Origin of the sequence: Acinetobacter sp. SAAs474 (assembly GCF_032823475.1) — a bacterium.
Classification (GTDB): Bacteria; Pseudomonadota; Gammaproteobacteria; order Pseudomonadales; family Moraxellaceae; genus Acinetobacter.
The window spans coordinates 2,250,229-2,269,950 of the sequence record NZ_CP127915.1 but is presented as its reverse complement, the minus strand read 5'-3'; the positions used below and the strand labels follow the sequence as shown (position 1 = coordinate 2,269,950).

Genomic DNA, 19,722 nt, shown 5'->3' with positions numbered 1-19,722 from the left:
TTAATTAATATTTAAATTTTGACTGTAAAACCACCATTGATCTTCAATCATTTTTTCGATTGAATGCTGAGCATACCAACCCAATATATCTTTTGCCTTCTGACTCGCACTCCCCACCTGTTCGATTTCTTGAAATCCACATGGAACTACTATGGTTTTAATCGATTTCTTAGTAACTTGTTCTGTAATTTCAACTAATTCAGCAATAGAAATCACTTCTCCAGCAATATTAAAAAAGGCCAAAGCATGCGTTTGCTGAGTCAACCATGCCAAAGTACGATGAACAGCATGACAGACATCTAAAACGTGAACGAAACTACGCTGTAAACTTTGTGCTATATCATTTTTCTTGGTTCTTATTTCAATAACTTCACGTATCCCCATTGCAGCCTGCATCATTAAAGGAACTATACTTTTAGGCAAAGGATTAACCATCTCTCCCAATACCGTATGTTCAAATGCACCAGCAACATTTCCCAACCTTAAACTCACCATGTTCCACTCAGAGTCAGTCGCAAAGGTATCCGTCATGATCTGTTCAATCATTTGTTGTGATTTAATATAAGGATTATCATAACGATATTCAAATGGCGTTGTTTCTGTTAATGTTAAACTAGACTCCGCATAAATTTGTAAACTAGATAAATAAACTAAATTACGTATACCCGTTTGTTGCATTGCTCGCAATAAACTTAATATACAACTAACATTTGCATTATAATATTCCAGTGGTTTTAAAATAGACTCTTCTATTGATTTAAATCCTGCTGCATGAATAACAGTATCTACCGAATATTGCTCAAAGACCCTAATTAACGCGGGTGTATTACGTATATCTACTTTGGTAAAAGGCACATATCTTTGTGTAATATATTGTAATCGATCTAATATCTGTATATTAGATGTAGACAAATTGTCAACAATAACAACCTCTTGACCTTGAGCGATCAAGCTTAATACAATATGTGAACCTAAAAAGCCTAATCCACCTGTCACTAAAATCATTGTTTAGACGCTCCTAATATTACTCAACAACTTACAGACTATTGGTGTATTTTTGATGTTCTTACAGCGTTATCCATAGATGATAGAGGCAGAAAACCGACTCAAAATTTCTCTTGAATCGGTTAATATGTAAGAGCATTATGATATTATTTTATCTACTTAAAATATTACATGTGTTGTAGTTCTAGTTATCAACTGTATTTCATTTACAATAAAATTAATTCATTTATTTAAAATATTATTGATGTTAATCGATAGTCATATCAGTTAGCATATTAAAATAAAAATCCATAAATTGATCCATGTATAATTGCGCTCATTTTTATCTTATTTTTCAGCTATTTTTTTGTGAGAATTGATTAGAAATTTGATTTATTCTCTATTCATTCAGTTAAAGTTTTCTCAATAATGAATCAGCTAAATCAGGAGCCTTAAGCAACAAATCAATATGATGAATGATGTGAAAATAATGCTTTCATTTTAAGATGTTTCGTTGCTCTTCAGTCTGTTTAAAATTACTTTAAGGTGAAGAGTTTTTTTCTATACGTCGAAAAATTCATGTTCATCCATATTATTATATAAAGGTTTACCGTCTTTCAGTATTTATCATTGCTATGCGACAATAGCTCTAAATGCACGACCACATCTAGACAGAATAGCCATATTCAGTCATGAGTTGAATCGTTTCACTTTTAGTTTATAAATATATCGTGATTTACTCATTATATTTTTACTATGCAATAAGTATAAACCAGCAGTATTTAGAGGAATGGTAACAATTCAAGTTTAACTAAAAAAGGTCTATGCAATCGATGATTACTCTTATGGTTGTATTGTGATGAACTTTAATTTTGTAAATTTAATCTAGCACTTAGATGATAAAACCATCCGAAGATGGCCTTATTTTTTTTTAATTAGAATTTACACAGTGTTTCTTCCATTGCTGCTCGAATACGCTATTATTATCACCTTCAATAATTACCATATCCTGAACAACTATATATTTTTTAAAGCCAATAAATTCATTTTTATCATTTTTAAAGTTTACTTCACCACAAGTGCCTTTTTGATTTCTAAATTGGGCTGAGTCAGGATAATTTAATTTTTCCTTTACATTTAAAACAGCCTGGTCTTCAAGGTTAGCTCTAGCTTGTTCAGCATTTCCACTACAGCCAATCAAGCCAATTGTTAATAGTAAACCTAGTATTTTTTTCATAAAAATTCGTCCGATTAAATCGTTTATAAAATAATAATAAGAAAAAGCAAATCGATCGAAACCAATAATGATTAAAATTTATTTCCCTTTAATTTCATTGGCTACTGAATAGTCCTACTTTAAATTACCTTGAATTCCTAGAGGAATAACACGATCTACTATCTTATTCAATAGTCACTAATAAATTACCATAAACATCAGTTGATGTTTCCACTTGATCATCATTAACAGCCATGACTAATAGAGCAATGACCTAGCAACAGTTTCAATAAAATTTTGTTCTAATTATTGAAATAGTATTTTTCAACTTCTAAATATTTTTAACTTGCTTTAAACAGTGCGCTTATTCGCGATTTTTTTTATTTCTAGTTTTTTGATAAATTACGGGTATTGATCAATTATTTCATCTAATGACTATTAATACTTATTGATTTCATTTGATAACATCCAATTAAACTAATAAAAGCAAGCCTGATCTTAAACTAAGCTGATGGATCATTTTTAATAAGGCAATCAAGTAGATATTCCAACTGCTCAACTTGGTATTTTTTAACAAAATTGTGACTATGATTTCCATTTTATTTAATTTATTGACATACTCGATAAATAATAATAACAGATAACGAAATAAAATAATGAGTTAACCAACAGTTTAGCCTACATCTTTGGGAGAGGATGTAGGCTTTTTATTAATCGTTAAAAGCTCATAGAGCAGTGAGAATCGTAATTCATGAGCTTAATTTCTCTATATTAATCCGAATTGCAGATTTGCATCATTGATGATTTTTTTCTTAAATTTAAAGCAACTTATTGGCAATTCCTTAAGCAACACCATCGTTTTTCAAGCGTCCGAACAGCTCACTTAAGTATTTCAGAAATCACTTTTATTGTCATTGGGTATACATGCGCTCATTTACCAATTTCAAAGCATTTTTCACATGATTGGAGCAAAATAAGAGATATTTATTCAAATATTTACCATGTATTCATCTAATCAATATACACCAATTGGTATTAGATGCTTTACATGTGGCTTTCACGAAAAGTCAAAATAGCCCATATTTATGGATCGATTGAACCACTTTACCGGTCTGTACAAATCAACAGATTCAACGCCATAAATCATAAGCCAGAGTTGCTTCTTGTGGTAAAAGCTCAATCGGCCAGTTCTTGGCTATAAATTATATGTTGATGAATCAACTTGGTGAAATCGTTTGTTCAGCATTATCCAATGGACACATGGCTGACATAAAAATGCTGGAGCATTTGATTGAGGGCCTAGAAGCAAAGCTTTATGCAGATCGTGGCGATATTAGTCAGGATTTAAAGAGTAAATTGACAGATCAAGATCTTAATTTGATTACCTAGCATCGAAAAAGCATGCAGCCTGTTCAACTCTGTGAATCAGATAAATATCACTTAAAACAGCGTAATAAAATAGAAGCATTATTCAGTCTATTGAAAGGTCAATACCATTTGGTGATAAGTAGAGCTAGCAGTAGCTCAGGCTTTTTGAGTGGGATTTATGCATGTTATATGCCTATCAATTAACTCAGCAGAATAAGCCAACAATTAAAATTATTAAATCATTGGCTTAAACAGGACTCGGATTATATTAATGATTTCAATATTTTTTCAGCATTTGTGCGATCAGTATAATTGTGAATAATTGAGCTTGTTTCTTCTTTACGAGTGATATTCCACACAATCCCATCGTTAACAATCAATTTATCATGTAATTCAAAATGATGTCCCATGGCTTCAACTAGAATATATTGATCACTTGAATCTCTTGCCGCATACCAGCCCATTTTTTGTCGGATTATAGAAATCTCATATTGACTTGACACTACCATAACTCTCTTTAACTATGACTCTCTTTAAAATAAATTACAATAATAAAATACAGCGCCAATATTATGCGCCTTACCCACCAATAAAACAAACTTTATTTAATTTACATAATAATATTATTAAATAATAATTAATAATCATTGCCATTTAATATACTTTCAAAAAAACCACCTCATTCCGTAAACTCAAAGTCAGCAGCATTACCCAAAGGTACATGAGCTATCATTTTAGATACGGATTGAGTTAATACAATTATTAACAGCATTAAGCACTTGCACTTTTAGTTTAACTGTATTGCTTCATTTGGATTTCCATTAATAAAAATAATTTCAGGCGAAATACAAAAAAAATTCGGATTAAATCTTGATTTAATTTACTTTATTGATTGAGATGATTATTTTAGATCAATATATTTTAATTAAAATTTAGCATAATTTTACAATTTAATATCTGATAAGCCTTATCAGAATAATTATATTAATCTAATGCTTTATTTCTTTATGAGATACAAATAGATACCTGTGTTCAAAAAGAATACACTGAAACACTATTTGGGATTCTATGGAACAATAAATTAGCCAACTGCAAAAAATGATATTATTAAAACAGTAAAAATAATGAGAAGCCACCTTCCTACATTTATAGTTTCAATCTGCTGTCTCTGATTTCTTTTATTACTTTTTTTATTACGTCTTCGATTAGGTGAATATGCATCAACTAAAATTACTGGTGGATTAAGATTATTTTTTCTAATCATTACATCAGTACTATCACTACTCATTAAAAATTTACTCATATATGATTAAGCATAGTAACCTAATAACCAGTATTAAAAAGCACTATTTAATTTAAAAACAAAAAACTTACATTGCTATACTTTTTATTTTATAAATCGATTAACAAACCAATTTATATAAACTGTTTGTTCCTATAAAAAAGGATCGTCCATCCAAATTGAAATGAAATTTTTCTCCAGACTCCATTTGAATCTGTTTAGACACTTCGACAAGAACTTTACCTAAAATCGTATTTTGTTCCTTCTCAAAAGGAATAATCTTGATTCGAATGATATCACCATTCACTGCTTTGGCTGTAGTCCAGCCATTAGACATATTCATCATCATTCACTCATATTTGAGCTTATGTAAAATTAGCAACAATTAAATATTTAAAATCAGTTCAAAGAGATATTGCTGAAATCAAAGAGGTTTATAGCTAAAATTTAAGTTAAAACTTTACACTAGCATATATTTTTTAAATAATTAAAAAGCCCACAATAACTGTGGACTTCCCAGATCGGTATGGTGCGATTTCATACTCAGCGTTAACTGTTTAAGGGCAATAAACTATTAAAATATTTTATTAAAGAGAATACGCAATTCCGTTAACACCCTAAACACTTCCGTTTCGCCTACGGATTCGATCCAAAGATAAGATAACAGCGTTTAAAATAATAAATTAAATTAAACTAATCTAAAAATTTTGCCAGAATCTATACTATGAAAATGTAAATCAAAACTAGGTTTAATATTTTCATTGTCAATCGTAATAAATTTAATATTTTCTTTAGACTTAGTAATCTCTGTTATGCTGTGATGAAAAGTACCCTTTACAGAATACTTTTGATTGAATTGATCTTTAACTTCGACCAAGAAGATAATCATGAGATAGCAACAATATCACTTGCTTGCATACCTTTTTGGCCTTGCTGCATATTAAACTCTACACGCTGACCTTCGATTAATGTTTTGAAACCAGTTGAACGGATTTCTTTAAAATGTGCAAAAACATCTTGGCCATTATCTGCAGCAATAAATCCAAAACCTTTGGTATCATTAAACCACTTTACTGTACCCGTTGTTAAATTAGACATCGTTTATTTCCTATATTATATGACAATAATTAGAAAATAATTTTTAAGATTAACTTTTAATAAAATGAAAGACATAAATCTAAACAAGATAAAATTAGTAAATAATTAAAATTATAATTCTAGTGAAAATCCACTATAACACATATAGAATAAATACCTACATATATTTTAGTTTAAATAAAAAAAGCCTAATCAGTGATGATTAGGCTATAAACTTTGAATATAAAAAACGCTATGGTAGCGGGAGCTGGATTTGAACCAACGACCTTCGGGTTATGAGCCCGACGAGCTACCAGACTGCTCCATCCCGCATCGACAAGTAGACGTTATACGCCCTAATAAACAACAAAGCAAACTTTATTTAATTTATATAATAAATTAGAACCTGTTGACCTTTATGATTCAAAAAATAGCAAGAAAGTAAAATTCAATCGCCAAACCCAATTCATTTCTCGCTATACTTCAAACAATGCTGGTCTAAGCTAAAAGCTATTCTCGTTAATTTTGATATTTCTCTCAAATATAATTTGAAATTATTTATTGAAGCCATCTTCTACCGTATTCAGTTACTAAATATATTTAAATACGATCTTCTCGTGCTAATTTAGAGTGGATCTTAATTGCTGCGAGTCATGTCAGAGCACGCCAACATGTAACAGGAATTAAAGAAATAATCTATTTTCAAAAGTATTACTGGAAATAACTGTAAAATTCATTTGGCTGTGAATGCAAATAGAAATCCTATCGAATTTATAATCGTTAATCGCACACCCCATGATATGAAAGTTACACCTGATTTAATTAATGCTTTAGATTTAAAAGAAACAGAAATATTGCGCGCTGATAAGAGTTTTGATTCAAAAAGACTTAGAGAGAAAATTAGAAATACTCAAACAGGAACAAATATTACTAAGAAATTGAATACTCAATCTAGTAAGCTATATATAGATAGGTATTTATTTAAAAAAAGCACAACCATAAGAACTCAGTTGCTTTAGTTAGTATATTGAGTTGGCCAGTATCATAAAATGTCAACAAACCCTAATAAAAAGTTACAGTGTTTTTTATTACAAAAAATAATAAGCCATTGTTTTTAAATATCAATTTATTAATATTTTTTAAAATAATAATGTAATTTATTTAGATGGCACTTAAAATCATTGTATACTACCTTCTACCACGAAGTTTATATCTCTCATACAAAGAAACATGATTATTTTCAGTGAATTTTAATGAATACTTTACTACTCATTACCTCCTCACCCACCTCTATTCATGCATGGCATGCTTTAGGTTTGGCCAAAGCTTTACAAGATAAAAATGAACAGTTTAGTGTTTTCTTTTATCAAGATGGTGTCTATGTTGCAAACGATTTACAGTGGATACCAGATGACCAGCGTAATTTAAAAAAAGAATGGCAAAAACTTAATATACGTTTACCTGTTTGTGTAAGTGCTGCACTAACACGCGGTATCACAGATGAAAACAATGCTAAACGTCATCAAATCCATCAACACAACTTAGCCGCTGGTTTTGAATTGGTTGGACTTGGCGAACTTGCCGATGCAGTACAAACTGCCAATCATCTCATACAATTCTAATTTTTTATATTTCCGAGTTTATTACTTTTAAAAGGTAAATGGTGTGAAATCTGTACTTGTAGTTTTAACTCAGTCTAACCTAAATAATTTGCAAGTTCACGAAAGTCTATCGGCAACAATGGTGCTGGCAACTTTTGGTTGTAATGTGAAAATTTTACTTCAAGACGCTGCACTTAGCTTACTTCAATCACAACTAGAATTTGATCAATTTAAGCATGCATTTAAATTAGCCTCTAATCTAGTTGATAGCTTTGAATTTTATGATCTTACTCCAATTTATATAGAACAATGTCACCAAAACTTACCCGCTATAATACAGACACAACATGAAATTGAGTGGATTGATTTTGATGCTAATTTCCTTAACCAATTTGATCATATTTTATACTGGTAAGCATGAGGTTACTGATGTCAAATCTTTTTTTAATTCAATCTAATTTTGCAGCAACACCACAAGCATTACTTAAACTCCAATCCTTATACAGTGATAATGATCAAATCGTGTTAATGGGTGATGCAGTACAATTTGTTCATCATTTTTTTTTACAGCAGCTTAAGGCAATTTATATTCTACAAAATGACTCAGATCTTCTACTCAATTTAAATCCGCACAATCTACATGTGATTGAATATCATGCTTTTGCAGAGCTTTGTTTACAACATCAACGTTGTATTTCATTAAAATAAAACATCGACAAATTTGGGATCATCATGAATATAGAGCTTGATCAAGATGGACACCTACTTGATTATACCATTTGGAATGAAGCAGTCGCTCAGACCCTAGCCCGCAACTTAGACCTTGAACTCACACCTTGGCATTTTCAGATATTATATGCTGTACGCTCGTTCTATCAACAATTTGGACATGCCCCTGCAACACGGCCATTAATTAAGTTTTTAATCAAAACAATAGGTCCTGAAATTAATAATAGCTTATTACAAGAGAAATTTAATACTGGTCTGGTTGCCAGACACTTAAGTCGGTTAGCAGGAATACCCAAACCAGCCAATTGTTTATAATTTTAAAGTAATGCCATTACGATGGTATTACTTGGGTTATCTCATTATATTATGAGTAATATCGTGTATTTTCATCAATTATGTTTTACTTAATTTTAATTCATCCTGATCATAGCTGATATCTTTTATTTAAAAGAATAAAATAAGTACAATTTTAGTACTTATTTTAATTCAATTTTCATCATGATCAGATCAATCAATTGATCACGATCATAATAATCAATTAAACCTAAGATGAAAAATACTTATTTTCTTAAACATGATTCGGATTAATTTAAGAATTCATGCTAAAGCATATCAATAGCATTTTAGATCAATAAATCGTTAGATCAAGGCAATTACTTTAACAATGATGGTTTGATGCTCTTCTTGCTCTTCAACAAGATAAACACGTTTAAGCTCTTTACTTTTAACTTTAAACTGATGATTTTGGAATGAAATAATCGCAGGTATCTGATCAAAATACTGCCCATCAGCCTCAATTTGTTCCTGAAATAATGGTGTGCCCAGTTGATAATCTAAATTTTTTAATACGACATATTTAACTGTGGTTTTCATACTATTAACCTACATTCATTCAGCACTTTATTTTTATTTTTACCACTGTTTTACAATAGAAGATACTTTTTATTGTACTATTTGTTTAATGATTAAACATCCAATCAAAAATATATCCTCTTACTTTCATAGTATTAAAAATAATTACACCACTAGCTCATAAAAATCTCTGATGAGATTTTTATGAGCTGAAATTGAGCAATATTATCTTTGCATAATAGGTAGCACTTTACGTAACTCATAACCAGTATAGTCTGCACTTGGACGAATAATACGGTTATCTGCACGTTGCTCCATCACATGTGCCGCCCAGCCTGTAACACGTGACATCACAAAAATCGGGGTAAATAGCTTGGTTGCGATCCCCATAAAATGATAGGCAGAGGCATGGAAAAAGTCGGCATTACAAAATAATTTTTTCTCACGCCACATCACTTCTTCACAGCGAACCGATACTGGATAAAGCGTTGTATCACCCACATCCTGTGCCAAACGCTCTGACCAAATTTTAATGATGCCATTACGTGGATCGTTGTCTTTATAAATCGCATGACCAAAGCCCATGATCTTTTCCTTACGCTCCAGTTTAGCCAGCATTTCACGCTCAGCTTCTTCTGGTGAGGTCCAGTTTTCAATCATTTCCATTGCAGCCTCATTGGCACCACCATGTAATGGACCACGCAATGAACCAATCGCACCAGTAATACATGAATGCATATCTGAAAGCGTTGATGCACACACGCGTGCCGTAAAGGTCGAAGCGTTAAACTCATGCTCTGCATACAAAATCAATGAAACATTCATGACTTGTTCATGTAACTGATTCGGTTTTTCACCATGTAATAAATGTAAAAATTGTGCACCAATCGAATCATCATCGGTATTTTCATCAATACGGATACCTTCATGACTATAACGATACCAATAACAAATCATCGCAGGCAGGGTCGCTAAAATACGGTCCGCTACATCCTGTTGCTCTGCAAAAGATTGCTCAGTTTCCAGATTCCCCAACATCGACACACCTGTACGCATCACATCCATCGGGTGTGAATCAGCAGGAATACGTTCAAGAACTTCTTTTAATGCTGTTGGCAATTGACGCAAAGACTTTAATTTTGCTTTATATGCATCTAATTGTTGTTGGTTCGGTAATTCACCGAAGAAAATTAAATATGCGACTTCTTCAAATTGACAATGCTCTGCAAGATCTTGCACATCATAACCACGATAGGTTAAACCGGCCCCACTCTTGCCCACTGTAGATAATGCTGTTTTGCCTGCGACTTGTCCACGCAATCCTGCGCCAGTCAGTACTTTTCCTTCAGCCATGTGATTATTGCTCCTGCTTAAATAGTTTATCCAAAGTATTTTCAAACGTGTGATAATCTAAAAATTCATACAACTCTTTGCGTGGTTGCATTTTATCCAGCACATTAATTTGTGTACCATCCTGACGAATTGCCTGCATGACTTCTAGTGCTGCTTTTTGCATTGCACGTGTTGCAGATAAAGGATAAAGCACCATGGCAATGCCCTGTGCCGCCAATTCATCTACGCTATAGTATGGTGTATCACCAAATTCAGTCATATTGGCCAATACCGGTACACCCACAGCATCACAAACCGTTTTATACATACTAATATCGGTCATTGCTTCAGCAAAAATGGCATCAGCACCCGCTTCTACACATGCACATGCACGATCAATCACGGCTTGTAGCCCTTGCTGTTGTAGTGCATCTGTACGTGCCATAACCACAAAATTTGCATCGGTTTTAGCATCAACAGCGGCTTTGATACGATCAACCATTTCCTGTTGTGAAACAATTTCCTTATTAGGACGATGACCACAGCGTTTTTGTGCCACCTGATCTTCAATATGAACCGCAGCAGCTCCTGCTGCAATCATTTGCTTTACACTACGTGCAATATTAAAAGCACCACCCCAACCAGTATCAATATCCACCAGCAATGGGGTATCAACACGTTCGGTAATACGACGAACATCTTCAAGTACATTGTCCAGACTGGTCATTCCTAAATCAGGAAGGCCATAAGAATAATTGGCAACACCTGCACCAGAAATATAAATTGCGTTATAGCCCACTTGTTTGGCCATCATCGCAGCATAAGCATTCACTGTACCGATAATTTGTAATGGCTTTTCAATTTCAAGTGCCTGTCTAAATCTTAAACCTGCAGATATTGTTTGTATCATAATCCTTTTTCACAGTATTTCATTTATTATTGAAATTTGAGTATAACGATAAATTTATTTATCCACACTGTCACTACAGCAGATTCAACTAAAACTTTAGTCCTAGAATTATTTAATTCAATTTTCAGAAAAGAGGCAGTTAAAATAAATAAAGATTTAATTTTTGATATAATTATACAAAGTCATTTTTTAGTCTAGCTCTTATGTCAGATATCCCATTACCTGCTTATGCTCATGATATACCACAAACAAAACGTGGGCATGAACGTTGCACTGCACTTTTAGAAAGTGCAACAACATTATTCTTAGAATATGGGTATGATGCAGTTTCCTTAGATGATATCGTTAAACATGCAGGTGGTTCAAAGACATCCATTTATAAATATTTTGGTAATAAAGAAGGTTTATTCACTGCAATCTGTGATTATCGTCGAGAACAGTTTTTTCAAGATATTTGTGTAACAGAGCCTCATGATGTAAATGATATACGACTTTATCTTATTCATACCTTAATGAATTTTCATCTACATCTGAAAAAAGAAGAAAATACTGCTTTTTTACGCTTAATTTTAGAACAAACACAAAGAGATTCTAATCTAGCTCATTACATTCATGATCGCGGACCAAGACAAATTCAACTGGCAATTGCTAAAGTATTAAAGAAAGCACACCTAAAAGGGCTGTTAAAATGTGAAAATCCATTATATTCAGCGCAGTTTTATTTTGGAATTTTACGTAACATCGAATGGAAAATTTTAATGAATATTTCAGTTACCGAAAACGATCAAGAAACACTCAACTACATCACATATTGTGTCGATTTATTTCTATATGCTCATCAAAAGAGCTAGTTTGTTTTGCAATTTTTCTCTATATAGTATATTTATAAATATTAACCCTTCCTATTAACCAATGAACAACTAATTGTTGTTTTTATCAGCAATTATTGTGGAATAAACATGGCTCTACGTCACTTTCTAACTTTACGCGACTTTTCAACATCTGAACTTAACCAAATTATCCAACGTGGTATCGAACTCAAGAAAAAACAACATAATAATGAAGTTTTTCAACCTTTTGTTGGCAAAGTCATGGGGATGATTTTTGAAAAATCCAGCACACGTACACGTGTATCGTTTGAAGCTGGTATGAGCCAATTTGGGGGTAGTGCAATTTTTCTTTCTTCACGAGATAGCCAGCTAGGTCGTGGCGAGCCTATAGAAGATTCAGCACGTGTAATATCCAGCATGCTCGATATCGTCATGATTCGTACCTTTGGCCATGAAATTGTTGAGCGTTTTGCATCTTATTCTAAAGTACCTGTTATTAATGCTTTAACAGACGATCATCATCCTTGTCAATTATTAGCAGACATTCAGACATTCGTTGAACACCGTGGTACCATTGAAGGTAAAACGGTTGCCTGGATTGGTGATGGCAATAATATGTGTAACTCTTATATCGAAGCAGCACACATGTGGGGCTTTAAATTAAAAATTGCATCTCCAAAAGGCTATGAACCACAGGAAAAATTTCTATCTGAATTTGCACACTGCGTAGAATTAGTTAATACTGCGGAAGATGCTGCAGTCAATGCAGACTTAATCGTAACTGATGTTTGGGCAAGTATGGGACAAGAAGAAGAACAAAAAATCCGTGCAAAAGCTTTTATTGACTATCAAGTCAATGAAAAACTCATGAGTTTAGCTCATGCAGGTTGTTTATTTATGCACTGCCTTCCTGCACACCGCGGTGAAGAAATCTCAGAAAATATGTTAGATTATAAAAATGCTGTTGTATGGGATGAGGCTGAAAATCGCCTTCATGCACAGAAAGCTTTGGTTGAGTTTTTACTCAATGAAAATGCGAAAAAAGACTAATTATTAAGATTATGTATAACAAAACCAGTTTGATACTGGTTTTGTTATCGATTAACAAATTTCGATCATTTGTATTTTCTAGAAAACACGCAAACACTGTCATCATTATTTTTTCATTTTAATATAATAATCACTTTTATTTATAATCCTTTTAAATAGCATACAACAGCATTATTTCCTGCCATTTCTGCCAACTCTAAAGCATTATATTTTCCTTGGGAAGCAAGATCAGCACCTTGTGTAATCAAATATTGTACAACTGCAAGGTGATCGTTTTCAGCAGCAGCTTGTAATGCACTATAGCCTTCATCATCACAGCTATTTACATCACAGCCCCGCGCAAGGCTCTTTTTTACTTCACTCAAATCACCCAAAGAAGCCCAATAAACCAATTCAGGTAAATGAAGCTCCGCTTCATCTGCAGGAAGCATAGAAAATGCGTTGAATTTCATGATTCAACCCTCTCAAGTAAATTGAAGCTTAACGTACATTTGAATATGCTGCTCAAGCTAAACAGCACACTGATCAAGATGCATTATAATATAGCACTTTAGTTTTCAAGCAGAAATATACTGAAGCTGAATTGTTGAAAAGCGCAGCCAAAAAAATCCCCCAAGTGGTTACTTGAGGGATTTTTGAATAATGAGCTGGCGATGACTTACTCTCACATGGCTAACGCCACACTACCATCAGCGCGAAGAGGTTTCACTTCTGAGTTCGGGAAGGGATCAGGTGGTTCACTCTTGCTATTGTCGCCAGCACAACTGTTTATGGATACTTGCTTAGACTTACCTATTGCTAAGTTTTCTACCAAATGAGTTATTAACAGAGGTTATATCTGAGTTGGATATGATGTTCGATTAGCGATACTAAATCAAGTATTTTCATCGTTAGATGATGTTTTATGAATCGATTGATGCTTTGTATACAACTGTTTGGGTGTTGTATAGTCAAGCCTCACGAGCAATTAGTATTGGTCAGCTTCACATGTCACCATGCTTCCACATCCAACCTATCAACGTCGTAGTCTTCAACGGCTCTTTAGAGGACATAAAGTCCAAGGGAAATCTTATCTTGAGGTAGGCTTCCCGCTTAGATGCTTTCAGCGGTTATCCCTTCCGAACATAGCTACCCGGCGATGCGACTGGCGTCACAACCGGTACACCAGAGGTTCGTCCACTCTGGTCCTCTCGTACTAGGAGCAGATCCTCTCAAATTTCCAGCGCCCACGGTAGATAGGGACCGAACTGTCTCACGACGTTCTAAACCCAGCTCGCGTACCTCTTTAAATGGCGAACAGCCATACCCTTGGGACCTGCTTCAGCCCCAGGATGAGATGAGCCGACATCGAGGTGCCAAACACCGCCGTCGATATGAACTCTTGGGCGGTATCAGCCTGTTATCCCCAGAGTACCTTTTATCCGTTGAGCGATGGCCCTTCCATACAGAACCACCGGATCACTAAGACCTACTTTCGTACCTGCTCGACTTGTGGGTCTCGCAGTTAAGCGCGCTTTTGCCTTTATACTCTACGCGTGATTTCCGACCACGCTGAGCGCACCTTCGTACTCCTCCGTTACTCTTTAGGAGGAGACCGCCCCAGTCAAACTACCCACCAGACATGGTCCTCGTCCCGGATTACGGGACAGAGTTAGAACCTCAATATTACCAGGGTGGTATTTCAAGATTGGCTCCACCGAAACTAGCGTCTCGGTTTCAAAGCCTCCCACCTATCCTACACAAGTAAGATCAAAGTTCAATGTCAAGCTGCAGTAAAGGTTCACGGGGTCTTTCCGTCTAGCCGCGGGTACACCGCATCTTCACGGCGATTTCGATTTCACTGAGCCTCTGCTGGAGACAGCGCCCCCATCATTATGCCATTCGTGCAGGTCGGAACTTACCCGACAAGGAATTTCGCTACCTTAGGACCGTTATAGTTACGGCCGCCGTTTACTGGGGCTTCGATCAAGAGCTTCGCTTACGCTAACCCCATCAATTAACCTTCCAGCACCGGGCAGGCATCACACCCTATACGTCCACTTTCGTGTTTGCAGAGTGCTATGTTTTTAATAAACAGTTGCAGGGGCCTGGTTTCTGTGGCTGCCATCAGCTCAGGAAGCAAGTTCCATCACCGACAGCAGCGTACCTTCTCCCGAAGTTACGGTACCATTTTGCCTAGTTCCTTCAGCAGAGTTCTCTCAAGCGCTTTGGTCTACTCGACCTGACCACCTGTGTCGGTTTCGGGTACGATTCCTGTGTAACTGAAGCTTAGAGACTTTTCCTGGAAGCATAGTATCAGCCACTTTGCGAGTAAACTCGCTTGCTATCAGATCTCAGCATAGAGTACCCCGGATTTGCCTAAGATACATGCCTACATCCTTTCACCTGGACAACCAACGCCAGGCTGACTTAACTTTCTCCGTCCTCTCATCGCATTACACAGAAGTATTGGAATATTAACCAATTTCCCATCGACTACGCCTCTCGGCCTCGCCTTAGGGGTCGACTCACCCAGCCCCGATTAACGTTGGACTGGAACCCTTGGTCTTTCAGCGAACGGGTTTTTCACCCGTTTTGTCGTTACTCACGTCAGCATTCGCACTTCTGATACCTCCAGCAGACTTCTCAATCCACCTTCATCGGCTTACAGAACGCTCCCCTACCACGTATACAAAGTATACATCCGCAGCTTCGGCATATAGTTTTAGCCCCGTTACATCTTCCGCGCAGGCCGACTCGACTAGTGAGCTATTACGCTTTCTTTAAAGGGTGGCTGCTTCTAAGCCAACCTCCTAGCTGTCTATGCCTTCCCACATCGTTTCCCACTTAACTATAATTTTGGGGCCTTAGCTGGCGGTCTGGATTGTTTTCCTCTTGACTACGGACGTTAGCACCCGCAGTCTGTCTCCCGGATAGTACTCATTGGTATTCGGAGTTTGCATCGGTTTGGTAAGTCGGGATGACCCCCTAGCCGAAACAGTGCTCTACCCCCAATGGTATTCGTCCGAGGCGCTACCTAAATAGCTTTCGGGGAGAACCAGCTATCACCAAGTTTGATTAGCCTTTCACCCCTATCCACAAGTCATCCCCTGGCTTTTCAACGACAGTGGGTTCGGTCCTCCAGTTAGTGTTACCCAACCTTCAACCTGCTCATGGATAGATCACCTGGTTTCGGGTCTACACCCAGCAACTAAACGCCCTATTAAGACTCGGTTTCCCTACGGCTCCCCTATACGGTTAACCTTGCTACTGAATGTAAGTCGCTGACCCATTATACAAAAGGTACGCAGTCACCGAACAAGTCGGCTCCCACTGCTTGTATGCATGCGGTTTCAGGATCTATTTCACTCCCCTCACAGGGGTTCTTTTCGCCTTTCCCTCACGGTACTGGTTCACTATCGGTCAGTCAGGAGTATTTAGCCTTGGAGGATGGTCCCCCCATATTCAGACAAGGTTTCACGTGCCTCGCCCTACTCGTCATCATTATGTGTGCCCTTTCGTGTACAGGACTATCACCCACTACGGTTGCACTTCCCAGAGCATTCCACTAAAACACACATAACTTAATGGGCTGTTCCCCGTTCGCTCGCCGCTACTGAGGGAATCTCAATTGATTTCTTTTCCTAAGGGTACTGAGATGTTTCACTTCCCCTCGTTTGCCTTGCAACACTATGTATTCATGTTGCAATACCTACCTTATGGTAAGTGGGTTTCCCCATTCAGAAATCTCCGGATCACAGGATATTTGCCGCCTCCCCGGAGCTTATCGCAGGCTATTACGTCTTTCATCGCCTCTGACTGCCAAGGCATCCACCACATGCACTTAATTACTTGACTATACAACCCCAAACAGTCGTTTGTTCCTACAAGTAGAACAACCAACATTACAGTTTAGAGCTTTGTGAACTTAATCACTATACAGCTTCAATTAGATTCATATACCAAAACGCTTGATTCAGTTTAATCGCTAGTAACTCATTTCTTGTAATTACTTACTTGAAACGAGTATGAACAAATTATTTCAACTCAAATATATTCTGTTAATGATTAACTACTGCCTCGTCAGCACGTAGTAAACTGTGATAAATCACAGAGATTAATAACAATGCATTTTACAATGCTTTATCACTAAGCTCTATAAGCTATCCGTTTATTTGCTTATAACTTATCCGTAGGATAAGTGGTGGAGACTAGGAGAGTCGAACTCCTGACCTCCTGCGTGCAAAGCAGGCGCTCTACCAACTAAGCTAAGTCCCCAGCTTAAGATCTCAATATATCTTGTTTCTTTTCACTCAGAATCCTTGAACCCATACACTACGCACTCACTTTCGTTCGTTTGTCTTGCACTTCGCCTTAAAGTAGTACTTTAAGTCTTGTTCATGGTGGGTCTGACAAGACTTGAACTTGTGACCCCACGCTTATCAAGCGTGTGCTCTAACCAACTGAGCTACAGACCCTCAGATATATTGCATGAAGAACAACTTGTTGTGGATTCTTACCAATCGTCAATCTTTCGTTAAGGAGGTGATCCAGCCGCAGGTTCCCCTACGGCTACCTTGTTACGACTTCACCCCAGTCATCGGCCACACCGTGGTAAGCGTCCTCCTTGCGGTTAGACTACCTACTTCTGGTGCAACAAACTCCCATGGTGTGACGGGCGGTGTGTACAAGGCCCGGGAACGTATTCACCGCGGCATTCTGATCCGCGATTACTAGCGATTCCGACTTCATGGAGTCGAGTTGCAGACTCCAATCCGGACTACGATCGGCTTTTTGAGATTAGCATCCTCTCGCGAGGTAGCAACCCTTTGTACCGACCATTGTAGCACGTGTGTAGCCCTGGTCGTAAGGGCCATGATGACTTGACGTCGTCCCCGCCTTCCTCCAGTTTGTCACTGGCAGTATCCTTAAAGTTCCCACCCGAAGTGCTGGCAAATAAGGAAAAGGGTTGCGCTCGTTGCGGGACTTAACCCAACATCTCACGACACGAGCTGACGACAGCCATGCAGCACCTGTATGTAAGTTCCCGAAGGCACCAATCCATCTCTGGAAAGTTCTTACTATGTCAAGACCAGGTAAGGTTCTTCGCGTTGCATCGAATTAAACCACATGCTCCACCGCTTGTGCGGGCCCCCGTCAATTCATTTGAGTTTTAGTCTTGCGACCGTACTCCCCAGGCGGTCTACTTATCGCGTTAGCTGCGCCACTAAAGCCTCAAAGGCCCCAACGGCTAGTAGACATCGTTTACGGCATGGACTACCAGGGTATCTAATCCTGTTTGCTCCCCATGCTTTCGTACCTCAGCGTCAGTATTAGGCCAGATGGCTGCCTTCGCCATCGGTATTCCTCCAGATCTCTACGCATTTCACCGCTACACCTGGAATTCTACCATCCTCTCCCATACTCTAGCTTCCCAGTATCGAATGCAATTCCCAAGTTAAGCTCGGGGATTTCACATCCGACTTAAAAAGCCGCCTACGCACGCTTTACGCCCAGTAAATCCGATTAACGCTCGCACCCTCTGTATTACCGCGGCTGCTGGCACAGAGTTAGCCGGTGCTTATTCTGCGAGTAACGTCCAGTACTCTTGGGTATTAACCAAGGTACCCTCCTCCTCGCTTAAAGTGCTTTACAACCAAAAGGCCTTCTTCACACACGCGGCATGGCTGGATCAGGGTTCCCCCCATTGTCCAATATTCCCCACTGCTGCCTCCCGTAGGAGTCTGGGCCGTGTCTCAGTCCCAGTGTGGCGGATCATCCTCTCAGACCCGCTACAGATCGTCGCCTTGGTAGGCCTTTACCCCACCAACTAGCTAATCTGACTTAGGCTCATCTATTAGCGCAAGGTCACAAGTGATCCCCTGCTTTCTCCCGTAGGACGTATGCGGTATTAGCATCCCTTTCGGAATGTTGTCCCCCACTAATAGGCAGATTCCTAAGTATTACTCACCCGTCCGCCGCTAGGTCCAGTAGCAAGCTACCTTTCCCCGCTCGACTTGCATGTGTTAAGCCTGCCGCCAGCGTTCAATCTGAGCCATGATCAAACTCTTCAGTTAAAATCATTTTGTAGCTTTAATCTAAGCTACTAAATCTGGCTCATCAATTTTCTGACAAATTCTCTCAAATAAACTTCGAGTAATTTAAACCAATCAATCAATGATAATATTTCGATCAATCAATCAGTAAAAATCCACACAAGTTGTTCTTCATAATTTCTTAATGATCTTCTTGTTGGTTCGTCACCAGCAAGCTAGGTCGGCTATATTACGCTCTTCGGTAGAAAAGTCAACTGGTTTTGTTAATTTATTTTCTAACAAATCTAAGTTTAACCTTAAACTCAAAACCCTAATCAGAATCTTAACACTTAAGCAACTTATTGATTTATCAGAAGTTTTATTTAACATCACCGCCGATGGATGTGCATTCTACAGTATTTCACATCGAACACAAGCCCTTTTTTTATAATTCCTACTAAAAAACCAGTCAATTGA

Annotated in this window: 16 protein-coding genes, 3 tRNA genes, 3 rRNA genes and 1 pseudogene; 8 read left to right on the top strand and 15 right to left on the bottom strand. The window is 37.1% G+C overall.

All coding sequences use genetic code 11. The features are described from left to right. Together QSG86_RS11520 and QSG86_RS11515 are read right to left on the bottom strand one after the other, a co-directional pair. The gene (locus tag QSG86_RS11520) at window positions 1-1,005 is read right to left on the bottom strand and encodes an NAD-dependent epimerase/dehydratase family protein (RefSeq protein ID WP_317031620.1); all 1,005 of its coding nucleotides are present in this window, start codon (window positions 1,003-1,005) and stop codon (window positions 1-3) included. A gap of 910 nt (window positions 1,006-1,915) precedes the next feature. After that, window positions 1,916-2,221, bottom strand: a complete 306-nt coding sequence (locus tag QSG86_RS11515; RefSeq protein WP_317031619.1) for a hypothetical protein — start codon at window positions 2,219-2,221, stop codon at window positions 1,916-1,918. Between the two features lie 760 nt (window positions 2,222-2,981). Between QSG86_RS11515 and QSG86_RS11510 the strand changes: the two are divergent. After that, window positions 2,982-3,819 (top strand): annotated as a pseudogene (locus QSG86_RS11510) (IS982 family transposase). 12 nt (window positions 3,820-3,831) lie between these two features. Here QSG86_RS11510 and QSG86_RS11505 read toward each other — a convergent pair. The 4 genes from QSG86_RS11505 to QSG86_RS11490 all read right to left on the bottom strand — a co-directional run bounded on the left by QSG86_RS11505 (window position 3,832) and on the right by QSG86_RS11490 (window position 6,260). After that, window positions 3,832-4,071 (bottom strand): hypothetical protein, encoded by a 240-nt coding sequence (locus QSG86_RS11505; protein WP_317031618.1) that lies wholly within the window; start codon window positions 4,069-4,071, stop codon window positions 3,832-3,834. Window positions 4,072-4,971: 900 nt separating this feature from the next. Beyond that, on the bottom strand, window positions 4,972-5,193 hold the full coding sequence (locus tag QSG86_RS11500; protein ID WP_317032566.1) for a transposase: 222 nt from the start codon (window positions 5,191-5,193) through the stop codon (window positions 4,972-4,974). 542 nt (window positions 5,194-5,735) lie between these two features. After that, a complete protein-coding gene (locus tag QSG86_RS11495) occupies window positions 5,736-5,948 on the bottom strand; it encodes a cold-shock protein (RefSeq protein WP_317031617.1) in 213 nt (70 codons plus the stop codon). Window positions 5,949-6,183: 235 nt separating this feature from the next. After that, window positions 6,184-6,260 (bottom strand) — tRNA-Met (locus QSG86_RS11490). A gap of 410 nt (window positions 6,261-6,670) precedes the next feature. Here QSG86_RS11490 and QSG86_RS11485 point away from each other — a divergent pair. From QSG86_RS11485 to QSG86_RS11465, 5 genes are all read left to right on the top strand, one after another. Continuing rightward, complete coding sequence (locus QSG86_RS11485; RefSeq protein ID WP_317032565.1) at window positions 6,671-6,946, top strand: transposase; 276 nt, start codon at window positions 6,671-6,673, stop codon at window positions 6,944-6,946. 234 nt (window positions 6,947-7,180) lie between these two features. Continuing rightward, entirely contained in the window at window positions 7,181-7,549 is a 369-nt protein-coding gene (tusD, locus tag QSG86_RS11480) for a sulfurtransferase complex subunit TusD (RefSeq protein WP_317031616.1), read from the top strand. A gap of 43 nt (window positions 7,550-7,592) precedes the next feature. Then, on the top strand, window positions 7,593-7,943 hold the full coding sequence (locus QSG86_RS11475) for a hypothetical protein (RefSeq protein ID WP_317031615.1): 351 nt from the start codon (window positions 7,593-7,595) through the stop codon (window positions 7,941-7,943). Between the two features lie 14 nt (window positions 7,944-7,957). Next, the gene (locus tag QSG86_RS11470) at window positions 7,958-8,236 is read left to right on the top strand and encodes a DsrH/TusB family sulfur metabolism protein (protein WP_317031614.1); all 279 of its coding nucleotides are present in this window, start codon (window positions 7,958-7,960) and stop codon (window positions 8,234-8,236) included. 24 nt (window positions 8,237-8,260) lie between these two features. Beyond that, on the top strand, window positions 8,261-8,572 hold the full coding sequence (locus QSG86_RS11465; RefSeq protein ID WP_317031613.1) for a TusE/DsrC/DsvC family sulfur relay protein: 312 nt from the start codon (window positions 8,261-8,263) through the stop codon (window positions 8,570-8,572). Window positions 8,573-8,896: 324 nt separating this feature from the next. Here the strand turns inward: QSG86_RS11465 and QSG86_RS11460 are convergent, their stop codons facing one another. From QSG86_RS11460 to prpB, 3 genes are all read right to left on the bottom strand, one after another. Beyond that, a complete protein-coding gene (locus tag QSG86_RS11460; RefSeq protein WP_317031612.1) occupies window positions 8,897-9,130 on the bottom strand; it encodes a hypothetical protein in 234 nt (77 codons plus the stop codon). Between the two features lie 204 nt (window positions 9,131-9,334). Continuing rightward, window positions 9,335-10,462: a 2-methylcitrate synthase gene (gene prpC / locus QSG86_RS11455; protein WP_317031611.1), complete on the bottom strand. Its 1,128-nt coding sequence runs from the start codon at window positions 10,460-10,462 to the stop codon at window positions 9,335-9,337. A gap of 4 nt (window positions 10,463-10,466) precedes the next feature. Further along, on the bottom strand, window positions 10,467-11,351 hold the full coding sequence (prpB, locus tag QSG86_RS11450; RefSeq protein ID WP_317031610.1) for a methylisocitrate lyase: 885 nt from the start codon (window positions 11,349-11,351) through the stop codon (window positions 10,467-10,469). A gap of 203 nt (window positions 11,352-11,554) precedes the next feature. On the opposite strand from prpB, the gene QSG86_RS11445 reads away from it, so the two are divergent. Next, window positions 11,555-12,202, top strand: a complete 648-nt coding sequence (locus QSG86_RS11445) for a TetR/AcrR family transcriptional regulator (protein ID WP_317031609.1) — start codon at window positions 11,555-11,557, stop codon at window positions 12,200-12,202. 108 nt (window positions 12,203-12,310) lie between these two features. Then, window positions 12,311-13,231, top strand: coding sequence for an ornithine carbamoyltransferase (gene argF / locus QSG86_RS11440; protein WP_317031608.1), 921 nt, complete (start codon window positions 12,311-12,313; stop codon window positions 13,229-13,231). 140 nt (window positions 13,232-13,371) lie between these two features. Here argF and QSG86_RS11435 read toward each other — a convergent pair whose 3' ends face one another. The 6 genes from QSG86_RS11435 to QSG86_RS11410 all read right to left on the bottom strand — a co-directional run bounded on the left by QSG86_RS11435 (window position 13,372) and on the right by QSG86_RS11410 (window position 19,287). Then, complete coding sequence (locus QSG86_RS11435) at window positions 13,372-13,683, bottom strand: ankyrin repeat domain-containing protein (RefSeq protein WP_317030373.1); 312 nt, start codon at window positions 13,681-13,683, stop codon at window positions 13,372-13,374. A gap of 193 nt (window positions 13,684-13,876) precedes the next feature. Then, window positions 13,877-13,991, bottom strand: a 5S ribosomal RNA gene (rrf, locus tag QSG86_RS11430). A gap of 186 nt (window positions 13,992-14,177) precedes the next feature. Next, window positions 14,178-17,068, bottom strand: a 23S ribosomal RNA gene (locus QSG86_RS11425). 344 nt (window positions 17,069-17,412) lie between these two features. After that, window positions 17,413-17,488 (bottom strand) — tRNA-Ala (locus QSG86_RS11420). 123 nt (window positions 17,489-17,611) lie between these two features. Further along, a tRNA-Ile gene (locus QSG86_RS11415) sits at window positions 17,612-17,688 on the bottom strand. 60 nt (window positions 17,689-17,748) lie between these two features. After that, window positions 17,749-19,287, bottom strand: a 16S ribosomal RNA gene (locus tag QSG86_RS11410). The 16S, 23S and 5S rRNA genes sit together here with 2 tRNA genes alongside, the layout of an rRNA operon. Window positions 19,288-19,722 lie beyond the last annotated feature (435 nt).